The sequence below is a fragment of the Flavobacterium sp. GCM10023249 genome (genome assembly GCF_042653365.1).
Taxonomy (GTDB): Bacteria; Bacteroidota; Bacteroidia; order Flavobacteriales; family Flavobacteriaceae; genus Flavobacterium.
The window spans coordinates 314,257-330,130 of record NZ_JBHSHZ010000016.1 but is presented as its reverse complement, the minus strand read 5'-3'; the positions used below and the strand labels follow the sequence as shown (position 1 = coordinate 330,130).

14 protein-coding genes are annotated in these 15,874 nt (G+C 34.2%); 4 read left to right on the top strand and 10 right to left on the bottom strand.

Annotation, left to right across the window (positions count from 1 at the left end):
* Window positions 1-48: 48 nt before the first annotated feature.
* The 3 genes from ACFO7M_RS15105 to ACFO7M_RS15095 all read right to left on the bottom strand — a co-directional run bounded on the left by ACFO7M_RS15105 (window position 49) and on the right by ACFO7M_RS15095 (window position 1,484).
* Window positions 49-393, bottom strand: coding sequence for a hypothetical protein (locus ACFO7M_RS15105; protein WP_379736588.1), 345 nt, complete (start codon window positions 391-393; stop codon window positions 49-51).
* A 222-nt stretch (window positions 394-615) separates the two neighbouring features.
* On the bottom strand, window positions 616-1,065 hold the full coding sequence (locus tag ACFO7M_RS15100; protein ID WP_379736586.1) for a hypothetical protein: 450 nt from the start codon (window positions 1,063-1,065) through the stop codon (window positions 616-618).
* 20 nt (window positions 1,066-1,085) lie between these two features.
* Entirely contained in the window at window positions 1,086-1,484 is a 399-nt protein-coding gene (locus tag ACFO7M_RS15095; protein WP_379736584.1) for a hypothetical protein, read from the bottom strand.
* Between the two features lie 336 nt (window positions 1,485-1,820).
* Between ACFO7M_RS15095 and ACFO7M_RS15090 the strand changes: the two genes are divergently transcribed.
* Window positions 1,821-3,320, top strand: a complete 1,500-nt coding sequence (locus tag ACFO7M_RS15090) for a peroxidase, FMP-type (RefSeq protein ID WP_379736582.1) — start codon at window positions 1,821-1,823, stop codon at window positions 3,318-3,320.
* Between the two features lie 92 nt (window positions 3,321-3,412).
* Here ACFO7M_RS15090 and ACFO7M_RS15085 read toward each other — a convergent pair whose 3' ends face one another.
* Entirely contained in the window at window positions 3,413-3,943 is a 531-nt protein-coding gene (locus tag ACFO7M_RS15085) for a hypothetical protein (protein ID WP_379736581.1), read from the bottom strand.
* Between the two features lie 355 nt (window positions 3,944-4,298).
* Between ACFO7M_RS15085 and ACFO7M_RS15080 the strand changes: the two genes are divergently transcribed.
* A complete protein-coding gene (locus ACFO7M_RS15080) occupies window positions 4,299-6,470 on the top strand; it encodes an alkaline phosphatase D family protein (RefSeq protein WP_379736579.1) in 2,172 nt (723 codons plus the stop codon).
* 252 nt (window positions 6,471-6,722) lie between these two features.
* Window positions 6,723-7,196, top strand: coding sequence for a hypothetical protein (locus tag ACFO7M_RS15075; RefSeq protein ID WP_379712345.1), 474 nt, complete (start codon window positions 6,723-6,725; stop codon window positions 7,194-7,196).
* 317 nt (window positions 7,197-7,513) lie between these two features.
* Here the strand turns inward: ACFO7M_RS15075 and ACFO7M_RS15070 are convergent, their stop codons facing one another.
* Complete coding sequence (locus tag ACFO7M_RS15070; RefSeq protein ID WP_379736577.1) at window positions 7,514-7,921, bottom strand: hypothetical protein; 408 nt, start codon at window positions 7,919-7,921, stop codon at window positions 7,514-7,516.
* A gap of 540 nt (window positions 7,922-8,461) precedes the next feature.
* Between ACFO7M_RS15070 and ACFO7M_RS15065 the strand changes: the two genes are divergently transcribed.
* Window positions 8,462-9,877: a cyclodeaminase/cyclohydrolase family protein gene (locus ACFO7M_RS15065; RefSeq protein ID WP_379736576.1), complete on the top strand. Its 1,416-nt coding sequence runs from the start codon at window positions 8,462-8,464 to the stop codon at window positions 9,875-9,877.
* A gap of 176 nt (window positions 9,878-10,053) precedes the next feature.
* On the opposite strand, the gene ACFO7M_RS15060 is transcribed toward ACFO7M_RS15065, so the two are convergent.
* The 5 genes from ACFO7M_RS15060 to ACFO7M_RS15040 form a co-directional block, all read right to left on the bottom strand.
* On the bottom strand, window positions 10,054-10,824 hold the full coding sequence (locus ACFO7M_RS15060; protein ID WP_379736574.1) for a hypothetical protein: 771 nt from the start codon (window positions 10,822-10,824) through the stop codon (window positions 10,054-10,056).
* A gap of 173 nt (window positions 10,825-10,997) precedes the next feature.
* A complete protein-coding gene (locus tag ACFO7M_RS15055) occupies window positions 10,998-11,630 on the bottom strand; it encodes a hypothetical protein (RefSeq protein WP_379736573.1) in 633 nt (210 codons plus the stop codon).
* A gap of 1 nt (window position 11,631) precedes the next feature.
* Window positions 11,632-11,889: a hypothetical protein gene (locus ACFO7M_RS15050; protein ID WP_379736571.1), complete on the bottom strand. Its 258-nt coding sequence runs from the start codon at window positions 11,887-11,889 to the stop codon at window positions 11,632-11,634.
* Between the two features lie 267 nt (window positions 11,890-12,156).
* Window positions 12,157-13,815, bottom strand: coding sequence for a UvrD-helicase domain-containing protein (locus ACFO7M_RS15045; protein WP_379736570.1), 1,659 nt, complete (start codon window positions 13,813-13,815; stop codon window positions 12,157-12,159).
* The gene (locus ACFO7M_RS15040; RefSeq protein WP_379736568.1) at window positions 13,815-15,572 is read right to left on the bottom strand and encodes an ATP-dependent nuclease; all 1,758 of its coding nucleotides are present in this window, start codon (window positions 15,570-15,572) and stop codon (window positions 13,815-13,817) included. The genes ACFO7M_RS15045 and ACFO7M_RS15040 overlap by 1 nt, the downstream gene beginning before the upstream one ends.
* Window positions 15,573-15,874: the final 302 nt, after the last annotated feature.

Sequence of the window (15,874 nt, the reverse complement as noted above, 5' to 3'; positions counted from 1 at the left end):
CTCAATAATTATTACTGCAGTTTTGTGTTCTACCATTGTTTTTTGTACTTATCTGAACAAATTCAATTTTGTGGTTTTTCCTACTTTCACTTGAACAATCTTGTGATGACCATTCGAATTTTCCATAAGCACAACAGTATAATTTCCTGGATTCAGATCTTTGAATTTGACTTGCCCTTGATCAAATCGTTGCGTTGCGATAGCATAATTGTCCCAATATAATTCGGTATTTATATCAAAAACGCCAACATGCAGGTTATCTATCGGTTTTCCACCAAGCTCAGTAACTCCATAGGACGATACCACGAGATCTCCAGTGTATTGTATATCGTTGTTGTCACATGATGACCATAAAAGCCCCAATAAGGCTAGAATTCCAATTTTTTTTTTCATTTTCAGGTTTACTCTTTACTAATTTACTTTGTCTTGTCTATCGTTACCTACATAGGAGGTAGCATTGCTTTTAGTCGCGCGGAATAAGGTTTCGCAGCTATTCTAAAAAGCGTGCAAAAGTATGAAATTACTTCAAAAAAAACAGTTGTAATGCCTTTCCTAATTATTTCAACTATACGAAGCCATTGTAAATTATTGGATACCGATTTGAAATTGAAACACTTATGCCTTGTGTTTTTTATAGATTTTGATGGCTACAAATAATTCCATCAAAAATAGGCCAATAGCGATTAAAGCAATTGTCCAAAATGCTGTCGCTGTGTTGGCATTCTTGATTTGGCTATGGGTATCTTCAGGCATATGGATGTAACTCTGATTGTAAAAATAAAAAAACCGAGCGAGGTAAAGGAACGAAAGTATACTCAACGCATTGGTGATTAAGAATACAGTAGTTGAGAATTGATTTTCGTACTTCAATCGCACCATTCGATAGCCATAAAATACGGTATATAGCAAAAGGGTCAACTCCAAAAATCCAATCCAGGTTTCTACATAAAAATAAAGCGATGGGAAATCGATGACCGGATCTCTGAAATCAAAGACCAATTGATAACAGAGGATACTAAATAGTAGAGGAATGAGCAACCATAAGGCTTCTTTTTTGTATTTCATAGGGCAGGGATGTATTGTTTTTATTCTTCTGTTTCTTTATTGATCACAAGAAAATCGAATACTCCGAAGGCGATAAGCCAACCCGATGCGATATAACAAAACAATCGGACATAATCGAATTGGTATTTGGCGATTCCCCAAGTTGGTTTGGGTTCTGTGAATTTCCAGTAAAAGAGAAACAAACCTAAACCAATGGATAAGGTACCTACAACGTAATTCAGAATAATAATGGGAGAGAGTTGTAAAAGCGCTCTGTAAAGTAAGACTGCATTTGCGAGCACGTATACGATTTCAACACAATACAAAAGGGAAAAACCAAATTTTGAAATTAAACTGCAAACATCAATGCTGCAAAATACGATGATAAGGATTCTGGTAATAATCCAGAAGTAGTACGTTTTAGAGAAAATTTCTTTCATTCAATAGTATTTATCGTCCAACGAAATTCAAAAAGTATTTAATGTCCTTCATTTTTTAGATTGGGGAATTAAATAGGTTCTCTTTACAAATATAGTAAAATGGATGTAAGAAAAATCAAATAAACAGAGGGAGTCAACTATCGATGCATAGAAAAAAAAACAATCTCTTTTCGTTGATGCGCGCTCCATCATTCCAACTTTTAGGAGTTAATTTTTAATCGAAATCACGTAAATCTACCTATTTCCCATTTTAAATTTTGCCCTACTATTGTAAGCACTAAAGGACAGTAGGAAGAGGAACAACAAACGAAGCAACTAACTAAAAAATGAAATACAATGTTACAACGTAAAAATCTTGCAGACCAGGCCAATAGTGCCAAAAAGGTACTGACTAGTGATGGTCAGGAAGACCAAGGAATTTTGGAGAACTTGATGTCAGGCTATTCCAAACTCGTGATTGAAGATCCAATCCGTCCATTTTATGTGGATGATTTACAACAAGTAGTCAACAATGTAGATTACGGTATTTTGCAGGCATTGGAAGGCACCTGGGTAAGTTATAATAACAGTGCCCAAAGCCCAAGAAAAATGAACGGTACCGGTATTCACACCACGATTATGCCTTCACCGGGTACAAATACAGGGGAAATACCAGGGAAATACAGTTTCCTTTGTGAAGAGTATATCGAGAAACTAACCTTCGATTTGGTTCCGGGCGGTGTCCGCAATCGTGGAGGCGGAAGCGAACAATTCTGTGGCGCAGTGAAATACGAACAAAGCATTCAAAGTGTGAATGATGTCAATGGCCAATTACAATATACGCCCATTCACGAAGAAAACGGAATGTACTTGTGGTTGAGTGATGTTTTCAATCATGCAGCTACCGACCAATCGATTAAAGAAGACCGAGGGATTCATGCCGTTGCTCCGGATAATCCGAATAAAGATTTATACCCAAGCGGGTATCAGGATGAAACCTTGTTTCTGATTGTCAATGAAAAAGGCGAAAAGGAATATGTTACGCAGGAAAATCTGAACGGAAGACACTATACCGAAATCATTGCGGCCAAAGAATTGAAAAAGGGAGCCGGTCAAACGGGGCCTTACTTTATACCGGATTATTCCATCTCCAGAAGTGGGGTAATTCCACACGGGAGTACCGTAACTTTATTGGGCGATTTGGTACCGGGCAACTCAGGGTATTTGGTCGATGGTGCACCACAATTCCCTCATGGTGATGCCGCTTGGAAATACGATCATCTTTCCATTTCGAGAACAATGGGTGGAGCAGGAGCGAGCGAAACCAATCCGATCAACTTGGATCAAGCGCCACCGGCTTGGGTTTTCGAAACCTTGAACGATCAGAATGACCCGGGTGAGAATAAAATTTACACCCAACGAATACTAGCAAATCCATTGTATCCGTATTCGGTGCGTCCTGATTTGCGTTTGCGTGATGCTTTGGCGGAAGACAAAGTGAAAAATCACGTATTCATTCAGATGTCATCTAAAAATAAAACGGGAGCACAAGGCGGTATTTTAAATGTACCGTTTGTTAATCGCTATGTGCCCACTGTAGAAATGAACATGCGCATGTGGATTGAAACGGTGATTGAAGACGGAAGAGAAGTGCTACAATTGCAATACGAGCAAATCATTTTCTTTGAATTCCATTTTGGTGATGATGGTGGTACTACGAGCTGGCCCCACATTCAAATCAATACCCTTCGTAAAATAGAAGACGTTCCTGCCGATCAAAGGGAATTGATTGAACGACAATTTCCAACGTCGAAAACAAAAGCAGCTGCTTCTGGATGTCCTTATCATAAAGAGTAGTTCAAACTATATCCAATAAAAAACCGCCTCGAAAGGCGGTTTTGGTTTTTGCTTTGCGTAGGACTACCATTTAAAATCACAAGTGCATTTTACTAAATAATCTTATCGCTTTTTAGTTTTTTTATAATGCTATTGGCAGTATCTTCTGCGACAAAGGCAGGACCAAAGCCACTTTGCGACATGAACTTGGATTTCCATACTTCTTTTTGCGTCTTGGTATCAATACCGGTAATCTCATAATTGACATAATTAAGTCCACCACCTGTATTGTTCAAACCATATACCGTTGGTCTGAAGACGAGTATCAAATCCTTGTACTCCTTTTTCAAATTTTCATTAATCATAGCGTTGTAGTCCGTATGATTATTTAGTTGTAGTTCCTTTTCTTGTCGTTCAAATAAGACAAAAGTAACCTTAGTCTGATTTTCCTGAAATTTCTTCTCCAATTTCTCTTTTATTTTGATGACAAAATTCTGAGTCATGGATTTTTCATAAGGGATTAAGATCAAAGCGTTCTTGTAGGGCTCACTAAATAACGAATTGTCTACAACGGATTGGATAGATACACAACTCGAAAGACACAAACTGATAAAAAGGAAAACTAATTTTGTTTTTATTGACATGGTTTTCTGTATTTGGGTTCGATTCCTCCTGAGGGAGGAAAATGGCGGCGCAAAAGTAGTGTTTTAAAGCACTTAAAGCAATTTTTTTAGGGAACCAATCGCAAAGTAGTACTATCTTGTAAACAAGTGTATTGGTTTTTTTTATTGAATTGTAATTGTTATCGTATGCATTCGAATTTGTCGGATAATTGTCAGTATTCATTTAAAAAAGAAAAGGTTTTGCTCGGTGAAAAGGAATCCTAAATGCCTAACTTTTTTAATGTAACAGTAAAGTTTTTTCTTAATCTCTTGTTAAGGAAGAGGTAATATAGCGGCTCTAGTTTTGCAGGAAAATACTTAACTAATAACTACAATTATGAAAAAAACTTCTTTTTTGTTTCTAATCTTTTGTACCACTTTTGTGTTTGGACAAAGTGCTGTGAAGAGTAGATTGACTAAAATTAGTCACACGTACGAAAAGACAAAAGAAATTGAAAATTCAGGAAAAATGGATGCTTCCTTATTTCCTTTTTACCATGGCGTTGCCTCGGGAGATCCTACGACTACCAATGTTATTCTTTGGACCCGTGTTACTCCTAAAAATGATGCGGTTATTCCGGTAGCCTGGAAAGTGGCGCTTGATCCTAAAATGCAGCAAGTGGTACAAAATGGGACCTTTATCACCAACGATAGTAGAGACTACACCGTAAAAGTGGATGTTACCGGATTGCAACCGGGGAAAACCTATTACTATACCTTTACGGCCTTAGGGGTAACTTCACCAACGGGAAGAACCAGAACCGTTCCTACTCAAAATATAGAACAACTTCGTTTTGCCGTAGTGTCGTGTTCCAATTATCAGAATGGTTATTTCAATGTATACGACCGTTTGGCGGAACGTAATGATATTGATGCCGTTATTCATCTTGGGGATTACATTTATGAGTACGAGCAAGGTGGCTTTGGGTACAGTGAGGCTATTGGTCGCGGACATGAACCTCAAAATGAAATTATAACTTTAGACGATTATAGAGTGCGTCATTCGTTTTACAAATTGGATAACGCACTACGAAGAGTACACCAACAACATCCTTTTATCGTGGTTTGGGACGATCATGAGTTTGCTAACGATGCTTATGTTTCCGGAGCAGAAAACCATCAGCCGGACACAGAAGGCGATTGGAATACCCGAAAAAATAATGCCTGGAAAGCTTATTTTGAATGGATGCCGATTCGTGACAACGCCATTCGCCCGAACCAGATTTATAGAAAAATACAGTATGGCAATTTAGTCGATTTGTTATTATTGGATACCCGTATTGAAGGGAGAGATCAACCGGATCAATCTTTTTTGAGAACCGTAAAGAGTAAGGATTTCTCAAAAATGTCGCAAGAACAATCCAATGAATGGTTACTGCGCCACTTTTTGGAGACTACATTCCAAATGAATGAAGAAAATAAAGCATTGACTACAGCTGAATTTGATGCGTTGTATACGAAGTTATTAGGCTATTTGAATAAATACCAGTGGGATGCCAAGCGATTGGAAAACCCAATTTCCGACACCGAATTGCAAGCATTGCGAACTGAGATCTTTGACAAGCTACAAAGAGTTACTATTCAAGACAAGAAAGCCTCTAAAACGCTATTGGGAGAAGCGCAATTTCAATGGTTTACGCAGCAACTGTCTACTTCCAAAGCAAAATGGAAAGTGGTTGGAAATCAGGTTTTAATGATGCCTGTTTTGCCTTTGCAATTGAAAGATACTTGGAACGGGTATACGGAAGAAAGAGAACGTTTGTACAACTATATCAAATCCAATAATGTTAAAAATATTGTAGTCATCACCGGCGATATTCACATGACATTTGTAGCCGATTTACCGGAAACGTTGTTGAAATACAGTTCTTTAATCAAAACCGGTTCAATGGGTGTGGAGTTTGTGGCGCCAAGCGTTACTTCTTCCAATTTGGACGAATTTGTGGGCTTCTCGAGTTCTTTCTTAAATTGGTTGGTGGATACTTTCAATCCGCACATTAAGAAAGCAGATTTGAGCAATCACGGTTATTTTATTTTGGATGTAACCTCGGCAAAGGTACAAGCCGACTGGAATTATGTGGCGACTATAGATAGACCAAGTACCGATCAATTTTTCTCACACGGGTATTATGTTGCCGATGGAACTAAATTTTTAAAGAAAGCCAACAATCCGTCGGTGTTTACCGGAACAGCCAGTGCGCAGGCACCATTGCAAAAAGGATCGAACACAGCAACTTCTAGTTTGGTGGTTTTAGGCAATTACCCTAATCCTTCTGTGGGGGAAACCCATTTGCATTTCGGAGTATCGAATGCTGCTGCTATGCATATCGAATTGTTCAATGAGCAAGGCAAATCAGTTGGCGTATTGGTGCATGACAATGTAGAAGAAGGGGTGTATAATTTGGATTATGACCTGAGCTTCTTACCGAATGGGATCTATTTCCTACATATAGACAATGGTGTGGAAAAGGTGACTAAAAAGATCATCGTTTCAAATACTGGGAAATAATTACACGACACTAGGTGCAATGAACGGTTTGGATTTTTCAAACCGTTTTTTGTAGTATACAACTGGAACTAAGGCTTTTTAGCAGTATAAGTAATTGTTTTTTAAGCATTCGTTAAAGAAATAAACACAATGGCTAAAGCCTTGGATTTATTGAATTATAAGAATTTTACTATAAATTTTTCATAAAAAATGGTTTTTTGGTATGCAAATTGCATGTGGGTAGAAGATTAAATAAACATAAAACTTTTAAAAATGGGAACAAAAAACCAAATTAGTATCGAAATACCACAAGAGGTGGTGGATACAGTAAGAGAAAAATTGCAAGAGTGTAAAACCGCTTTAGCTCCGTACTTGCAAGGATTGACAGCAGAAGAACGCGCTACGATTTTTAAAATGGGGAACAAAACGGTAGCGACGGTGCAAAAAACCAAATCGTATGTAGATACCAATCCCGAGTTTGTACCGGCGTACATGGACAAAACAGAATTTTTAAAAGACGAAGCGTTGGTAAGTCTGTTAAGTCCGATAGCCAATTTAAGTACGCAATTGTCTACCGATGTGAATGATACCATCATGTTAGCCGGAAGTGAAGCCTTACAAGCCTCGTTATTGTACTACGGACAGGTAAAAGAAGCACACAGCAAAGGGATTGTCACCGCAAAACCGATTTATGAGGATTTAAGTCAGCGGTTTGCCAAAAGAACCCGCAGAAGTAGTTCTAATTAACAAGCTCCCGATTGTAATTATCGAAAAAAAAGACTCCAGTATTGGGGTCTTTTTTTGTTTTATACCTAAAAGGGTTTAATTAGAAGCTAAAAGGCTATAATTATAGCCTCCGAGGTATTAATTATAAGCAAAAAGGTATTAATTATAAGCAAAAAGGTATTAATTATAACCTCTGAGGTATTAATTATAAGCAAAAAGGTATTAATTATAATCTCTGAGGTATTAATTATAAGCAAAAAGGTTATAATTATAGTCTCCGAGGTATTAATTATAAGTAAAAAGGGATTAATTATAGTCTCTGAGGTATTACTTATAATCTAAAAGTTACTTTCAAACTCGTATAACACATTTTTATACCGCTGTTTAAAATCCATTCCGTTCTCATATTCAGCGGGGTCTATATAAGTTATGACACCAATATTCGAATTCAAGAATTTTTTTAATCTCAGATAATATTTCGCTTCTGTTTCAGGAGTCCCATTAAGCGTTAAACTAAAGACAATTTGATTATCCTCTGTAATGTTTGCTCCAACCATTATCTGATCCGGATTATCATTCAACTTATTCCAATATAAGGTTTGACTAACGTTAGGTGTATCAATGTAACAGCCAATCATTTCGTCTTCAGATTTGAATTCATAGTACTCATCATCTGGTTTTCCAGTATAATCAAGATTTATCGTTTCATAGTCGGGTATAAATTCGTTAAGTACCGAGTAAATCAACTCTTTCGATTTATAGTCAACAAGGACTTGACAGATTATATCTATAATAAATTCTTCCTTTTTAATTAAGTGCGTATAACATCCCGCCAGTTTTGTGCAGTAGCGGTTGCGTGGAACGATTAGTTCTGGCTAAGATAAGATTTTCAAGATGAAATAGGGTAGAGGTTAAAATTTTAAGGAATACTCAGAATTGGTATATGAAGTAAAGGTGTTTGTTGAGGTGCAGAAATCGAAGATTCAACGAAGTTAAGCAAGTTCAGTAGGACAAATGATAGGATTGTTTGGTAATGAACAAAAAGGTTGAATGTCCAAGAAAAAATAGTGAAATTTGAATATGAAAGGTATTTTTATAGTGTTGGGGATTTATTAAGTGTAGTATAACGTTTCGGTGGCTTTGTGTAGTAGCGGTTTTCCACTCACGAAACTTCAAAAATTTCCCCAAATAACCAAGCCACGCCATTACTTAAAACCGCCGTAATAGAGGTAATTGTCTGTTTTTCAATGATTTTATTATCTTTGTAATTATTCATTATCAAATATATGACAGAAACTTTACTTCATAAACCAGCAATTGAGTTATTAAAATTATTTGGAGCAGGAAATCATAAACCTGGTTCAGGTAGTGCTGCTGCTTTTGAAGGTATGTTAGCGGCTAAACTTTTAATGACTGTAATTTCAGTTACAAAAAGACCCAGGTATCAACCACGTTATGATATTGCATTACCTACCTTGTCAAGTTATTATAAAGAAATTGAAGAAAACATTTTTCCTGAACTTTACGAGTTATTTTCAAAAGATTCATTTGAATTTGATAAAGCTATTCAATTTAGATTGGCTAGACGAAAAGAAAAGGATCTTATAGAGAAAAATTTCTTGAGACGTCAAGAAATGGAGCAAATGAAAGTTGTTATTGATATTCCCATGAGAATAGCTAATCATGCAACAACTTTATGCGAAATGGCAAATTATGTATTTGACAATGCGTTTGAGGATGCTAGAGGCGATTCACATGTTGCATTCAGTGGAGCAGTAGCTGCTTTAGCAGGTTCATTAGCAATTATTAGACTTAATCTTCTTGAGTTTGGTACTGATGATTATAAATATTGTGAAATTATACTCCGTAAACTCCAAGATTTAGACATTACCTATACAAATTATAATAAGCTTGCAACTTCAAAAATTACTGTTTTGCAAAGAGAATACGATGTAAAACTCCCTTTCTACCTCGAATTACATGATTTGATTGATAATTTGAAGTCAAATAAGATTCATAGTGATGAAATGATTGAAGCAGGGATTTCTAAATTGCAAAAGTTAATTTGGAAACATCGCAATTTAATTTGGCCAGATAATCCACCTCAAGATTATAAAGATCTCTTAAATCCAGAGTTAATTTTGAGAGAAGTATTAGGGTATGACTATGTGTGTAGAGAAGAATTTGGAGTTTTAGATGAAAAGAATAATACGAAAGAAATTGCAGGAATAATACATCAAAGTAATCGTTTAGTGGTAGTTTCAAATAAATATCCTGTTCCAGTTCAGAGATTTACTGCAGCTCATGAATTAGCTCATGCTCTTTTCCATTTAGATGATACTCTACACAGAGATAATCTTGAGGATTTTGCTCAAAGTAATGGTACAAAATCTAAAACAGAGAAAGAAGCAGATAGAGGAGCAGTTTTTATTTTGATGCCAAGAAAATTTGTTATTAAAGAATTTACATCCAGATTTGGGATACCTCCTTTTGTAATTGAGGAGAATTCAACATTTAATTTAACTAGAGGGGATATTACTAGTTTAAGAAATGAAGTTAAAACTTTAAGAGGTCTATCGAAGAAACTTGCTGTTTCAGAGTCTTACAACCATATTTATTTTGAATCACTTGCTTCTTTTTTTAATGTTTCAATCGAAGCAATGGCAATTAGGCTTGAAGAGTTAGGACTAGTAAAGTTCTGAAGTAGGTATTATTTTTAACTTAGTGTTGAAAATTATTATCTATAGTATTCTACTGCTTGGCGCAGTAACGAAGCCAGCGAACTGATTAATTTCTGTTAAATATAAAGTTTTTCGTGAAGAAATAATCAGGTTAAGTAAAACTAGCGATTGAGCAAAATGGCTACTATGGACTGGTTTTATTCATCATTCTCCTCGTCTTCATTTTCACTAAAATAATCTTCAATTGTAGCTTTGTCATTCAAAAATTCTCGAACGATTTCATTGTTTTCAATCAGTTCGACAAATTTTTTCTGAGCATCCACAAATTCTTTCATAAGTTCTGACGGATCTGGAAACACAACTGTTAGATCCGACTTTTTGCTCAAGATCTTATAAAGTTCATTATTCTTTTTATCTCCAGCATAATATTTTTCTATGAAATCTGTATCAATTACAGGTTTTTTAAATTTTTTTTCTTTTGGAAATAGTTTCGATGTTTTATTTTCAAATGTCCAATTTGGATGATGAACAAGCATAAATGCTTTTGGATGCTTTAAAAAGTTTGCCCATCGTTTTACCTTTTGTAGTACTCTAAAATGTTTCATGCGATAACTTTCTGGAAGTTGCATAATTTCAAAATACTCGTGAATCATCTCCACTTGTAGATACAAAAGTAAGATGAACGTTGTAAAAGTTAAATTGTAGTCTTCAAATCTTCTATACTGAATTAAAAAATTAAATAATCTATCATTACTTTCATTTAGATTACAAGCAACACAATTATGGCCAGAAGCAAAATTTGAATGTATATTACAAAATAGAGATTCGTATTCCTTATCTTCATCTTCACATAAATTTCCAGACACAAAAGTATCCAAAGCCTCCTCAAATTTAAACCTTAAATTTGTTGTGTCTTTTCCTCTTGGAGCGTAAAATTCTTTGATTAATGCTTTTGTTTTCGGATTCATGATTTTTTAGTAGTTTGTGTGAAAACTTGACCATGACTTGACACCGACTTTAAGAAGCTTGGGATTTCGTGATTGGTTTTGTTTCTGTCAAAATAGAGATTTCCAGCGTAAAATCGGCAACCGGTTTAAACAACTACCCCACTTTCATGAAACCGCTGTTGTGTGCTGTACTTTTATTTGCTTTTCTTTTCCACTTTATCATTAATTGTTTTTAACTGTTTTTCCATTTTTTCTATTTTCATTTTATCTTTTTTATTCTGCTCTTGTAAATTTTTAATTTCAGTTTTAGATAAAAGTCCTCCTATGTATAATGCTAAAACACCCAAAATTGCAAATCCAATATTTATGATATAAGTTGGTTTTTTGAAATCTTTCCATTCTGATTTATCTTTAGAAATGTCATTTATGACCAAAGCAAAAAACATTACAAAGGATAATGAGATGGAAGTTATTCCAAGTAACTCAAAAATATTATCTCTATTCTTGAAAACTTGAACTTCTATTGATAAAAATGTGACAAAAGACGCAAATAAGCCAAATATCGTCAAAAAATCTCTTTTGATTTCTTGTCCTTCTTTTACGACATCTGATTTTAAAGAATTCACAGATGTTTCCAGTTCATCATTTAGCAGAGTTTTTACTTCATCTTTTTGTTGTTCGTTTAACGACATTTTACTCAAAAGAGAGGTCAAAATTTCACTATTACTATCTAATTTATCTTTTGGTTTTTCGTTCATTGTAACATCTTCCGAATTTTCGGAAAATATTTTTTTTTCATCAGTTTCTGTCTTTTTAACTTTTCCCATTTTAAAGTTCGATTTGAGGAAGTAAGACTTTCAGCGCAAACGTATAAATTAATCCAGTACTTTTTCCGACAACTGCCACGCCAGGCACAGTAGGACCACCAATTTGAAATGCGTTGCCAATTTCTTTTTGAAATGGCATATTTATAAAACCGTCAATCAAAATAAACCCAATTGGGTCATTTATTACACCTTGCGCCAATCTTAATTCAAGTGCTTTTTCAATTTGAGTTTTAAGTTGGTCGAAATTTAATACGCTCATTTTTTATTTTTTTTTATACTAGTAAAAGTAGTATTTTTTATTTAGTTCTTTTAAACACGATTTTTTCGGTAGTATAGCACACAATGTTCCCACGCTTTGCGTTCGTGCGGGTTTTCGGAGCACAAAACTGTCAACCTACCACAAAAGCCAAATTGGAAAACTGAACTTGAATGTAAGCACGTCAACCCGCATGACGCAAAACGTGTGTTGGCGGTTCGTTGTTTTCTCTCGGTAGTTGTAGTCCTTGTCATTTTGCTATTGCAGTTTTCAGTTCTTTTCTTTTGGAATTTTATATCTCAATTCTTCTATTTTATCTTTCCAAATAAATTCAGAGTCTTTTCCTGTCTTTAATACTCCTTCATTATTTGTTCTTTGTGTACTTGAAACTAACCAACAACCTTTTCTTGCTCTTGTAATTCCAACATAATGTAAATTTAAGTCTTGTATCCAGTCACCATATACAGGATTTTTAAAGTCGTTGTTTTTGCCAGGTTGTTTGTTTGGAAATACCCATTCGTACAAGTCTAAATTGAAAACAAAATCATATTCAAGTCCTTTTGATTTATGTAAAGTCAAGATATTGACTTCATTTTCATTTGCAGGCTCGTAAGATTTAAGTTCTATCGAATTGTCTAATACAGATTTTAATAGGTCTATGGATTCTTGACTTTTTGAATTAGGAGCAATTACTTTTGCAACATTTATAAATTCGGTAATTAGTTCTTCTTTATTGAATTCTAAAGCTGAAAATATTTTTTCAATTTTTTCTTTTGCATTTTTTAGTTTTTCCAAATCACTATTGTTGAAATTATCATAAGAAGTAAAAACTTCAATGACGTCTATAAATTTAAAGTTTTTATCATAACTAAAATACAACAGATTTGAGAAAATAGATGACCAAACATTGAGGTTCGTGTCAAGTTCATTACTGACAGAAAGTTTATGGGGTTCTTTCAACTCTGCGTTTATTATTTCCCCAGTTCTTGTTGTTCGTGTCAAAATTGCAATTTGGTTACGTTTCTCAATTTTAAAAGCCTCTTGAACAACTTTTATTTTTTTGTCTAACCAATTTGCAATCGCTTGTTCATTACCCTCAACTCTGCTAAAGAAAACGAGATTTTGTTCTGTAGAGATTAATTCTGTTTTAGGATTTAGTAAGTAGTTTGAATAATTAATTATTGACGGGTGGCAACGATGATTTTTGTCTAATTTAAAATACTTGAAGGTTTCATCTTTGGTTAACTCCTCCAAGAATTTCGCGTCCTTACCTGAGAATGCGTAAATAGACTGATTTAAGTCACCAACCGCAATTGCTTTAATATTTAAAAATTTTATTTTCTGAAAAATTTGATGTTGCTCAAATCCTGAATCTTGGTACTCATCAATATAAATGTACTTGTATCTTGCACGAATATAGTTTTGACAAGCAATAGAATTTGTATAAACGTAGTTTGCCATTACACCAATGGTTTCAATAAAAATTATTCCGTTGAGAAAATATGATTTTAATAAATCAATGTTTGCTTCTGACAGTTTTTCAAAAGTTAGATTTCTATTGAACCATTCAAAATTTTCACTTTCATCTTTCGGTAATGAAGAGAATTTTGTGATTTTAATTTGAATTTTAGGAATCCCAAAAAGATGTTTTGCAAAGGGAATTATTATTTCTGAAAGGTTAAATTTATCAATAGTACCAAAAAATGAACTCATTGGGTTTTCACCATTGGAAAGGCTTCTATTTTTTAGTTCCGTGCTTGCCTTGTTGGTGTATGAAATTGCAATTACACCTTGATGTTCAAGCAAGTTTTTTAAATTCCCTTTTATTTTTTCAGATATCACAAATGTTTTACCGCTACCAGGAGCAGCAATAACAACTGAATTACCATCGTAATCAAGAATAAGTTTTTGCTGTTCTGTTGGTTTCATTATTTCTGCATTTCTTCAATTATTTCTTTACATTTAAGCAATGGCATTGCTATTTTATCATCTGCTAGTTTCGCTAGACTTTCTTTATTGCTTCGCAAAAAGTCATACATAAAAGAAGCTTTTCTTTTCTGCATTTCGCTAATAATATCCGCTTCGTCTATATCGCTAAAATGATTTTTCAAATCATCTTTTATTTTCGTCTTAAATAAGTCATTTTCCAAATCCTTGTCTGATAAATAGATTTTATATCGTACAAGGTCTTTAATAATTATTGAAGCTGATTTAGTATTGATTTCAGCTGGATTAGGATTAGCAAAGCCCTGAAGATTGCTTTCATTTTCTTCTAGTAATTTGTCTGTCGTTTCATCTTTCTGAAAATAATCACGACAAATACTGATACAACGTTGAATGCCCGCAAAACGATATTCTTCTTTTTTAGGGATTTTGAAAATATCGTTGTCGGTTCTCAAAACCCATTCTATGTTTAGGCTGTTTAGTATTTTAATAAATGTGGAAAAACCAACCCCGTCAACCATTAAGATGCTAATATTAAGCCTATCTAAATCTACTTTTAGTTGAGTTGATAAGGTTTTATAGAATAATTCTTCGGAAATGCCTTCAACAAGAAAAACCACATCGGAAAAAAATGCTTCAGCCGGAATTATGCTTAACCTATAACCAAAATCTTTAAATGCTTTTTCTATGATTTCTGAACAACCATTTGAAGCGGCTTTAGTTTCTCCATTTTTATTGAATAGTCGGATAAGCGAATTTGGGCTAAATTCTGATGCAATTTGAGGTGAATGAGACGTTAATAAAACTTGACCTTTTATTGATGAGTTTAGATAATCTGCAAGTTTACGTTGTTGATGTGGGTGCAAATGTGCTTCAGGTTCTTCAATGCAAAAGATTGTAACTTCTTTCAGACTGTCTTTAGTCAGTTCATTTCTTGAAGCCCATAATGCAAGATAAATTTGATTTAACCGCCCATCTCCTCCAATTAATACACTTTGTTCATTGCTTTTTGAAGCAATAGAAACACTATTAATGAAATTATCTACATTGGAGGAACTTGCGTCAAATACAATTTTTTGTTTTGTGTGATGGAGCGACAATTTGGATAGTTCGTCATTTATAGTATTGGTAGCAGAAGATATAAAATTCAGTTTAGGTATTTTTTCATCCACATTTTTTAATTGCGATTGAATTTCAGAATAAAGCTTTTCGTCTTGAGTAACCTCGTCTTCTTCTCGATTTTCTTTGGCAATTTGAAATAAGTATCCTTTTTCTCGGTTTATGTAATTGTGTAAGTCTCGTCTGCTACTTATGTACTTTACATTTAATACCTTTCTGTAGTATCTGTCTTCAATTTCTTCAAGTAGGTCTTTTGTCGGTCCTGCAAATAATTTATATGTCTTGACTTTCGTAGTTTTGTCACGAAATGCTTGGTATGCTAAAACAAGTTTGTTGTCGTCACCAATTTTCCCCTTCAATTTTGAAACAACACAATCTTCTGTAACATCGTCAAAGTGTAGTTGAATTGTGAACATATTTGTTTCTTCAAAAGCATAGAAGTCGGTGTCTTTAGGTTCAATATCGTAATCTGATAAGCTTCTATCTAATAATAGTCTAATTGCCCAAAGTAAATTAGTTTTACCAACATCGTTCGCACCAATAATAAGGGATTTTGTAGCAAGATTTATTTTCGCTTTTTTGAAGTTTCTAAATCCTTGAAGTTTTATTGAAGCTAATATCATAATTATTCTTTGTCTTAATTTGTTTTGTCGTGGGTGAACTTTGATTTATGGGTGTCGTCCTATAATGACCGCCAACTTATTTATATCTATGATTTTGTAATGCAAACTTTTAATAAAAATTATGATTTGTATTCAAAATCCATGACAAGTCTTTCAAATATAATTAATTTCGTACAAACTTTACACTGAGTTAGTATACTTAAATGTACTATAATAAACCAAACCTACCCATTTCCTAAACAACATCCTATACGTGTTTCTACCTGTTTTTCAAACAACAAACCCTATCAAAGCGTTATACG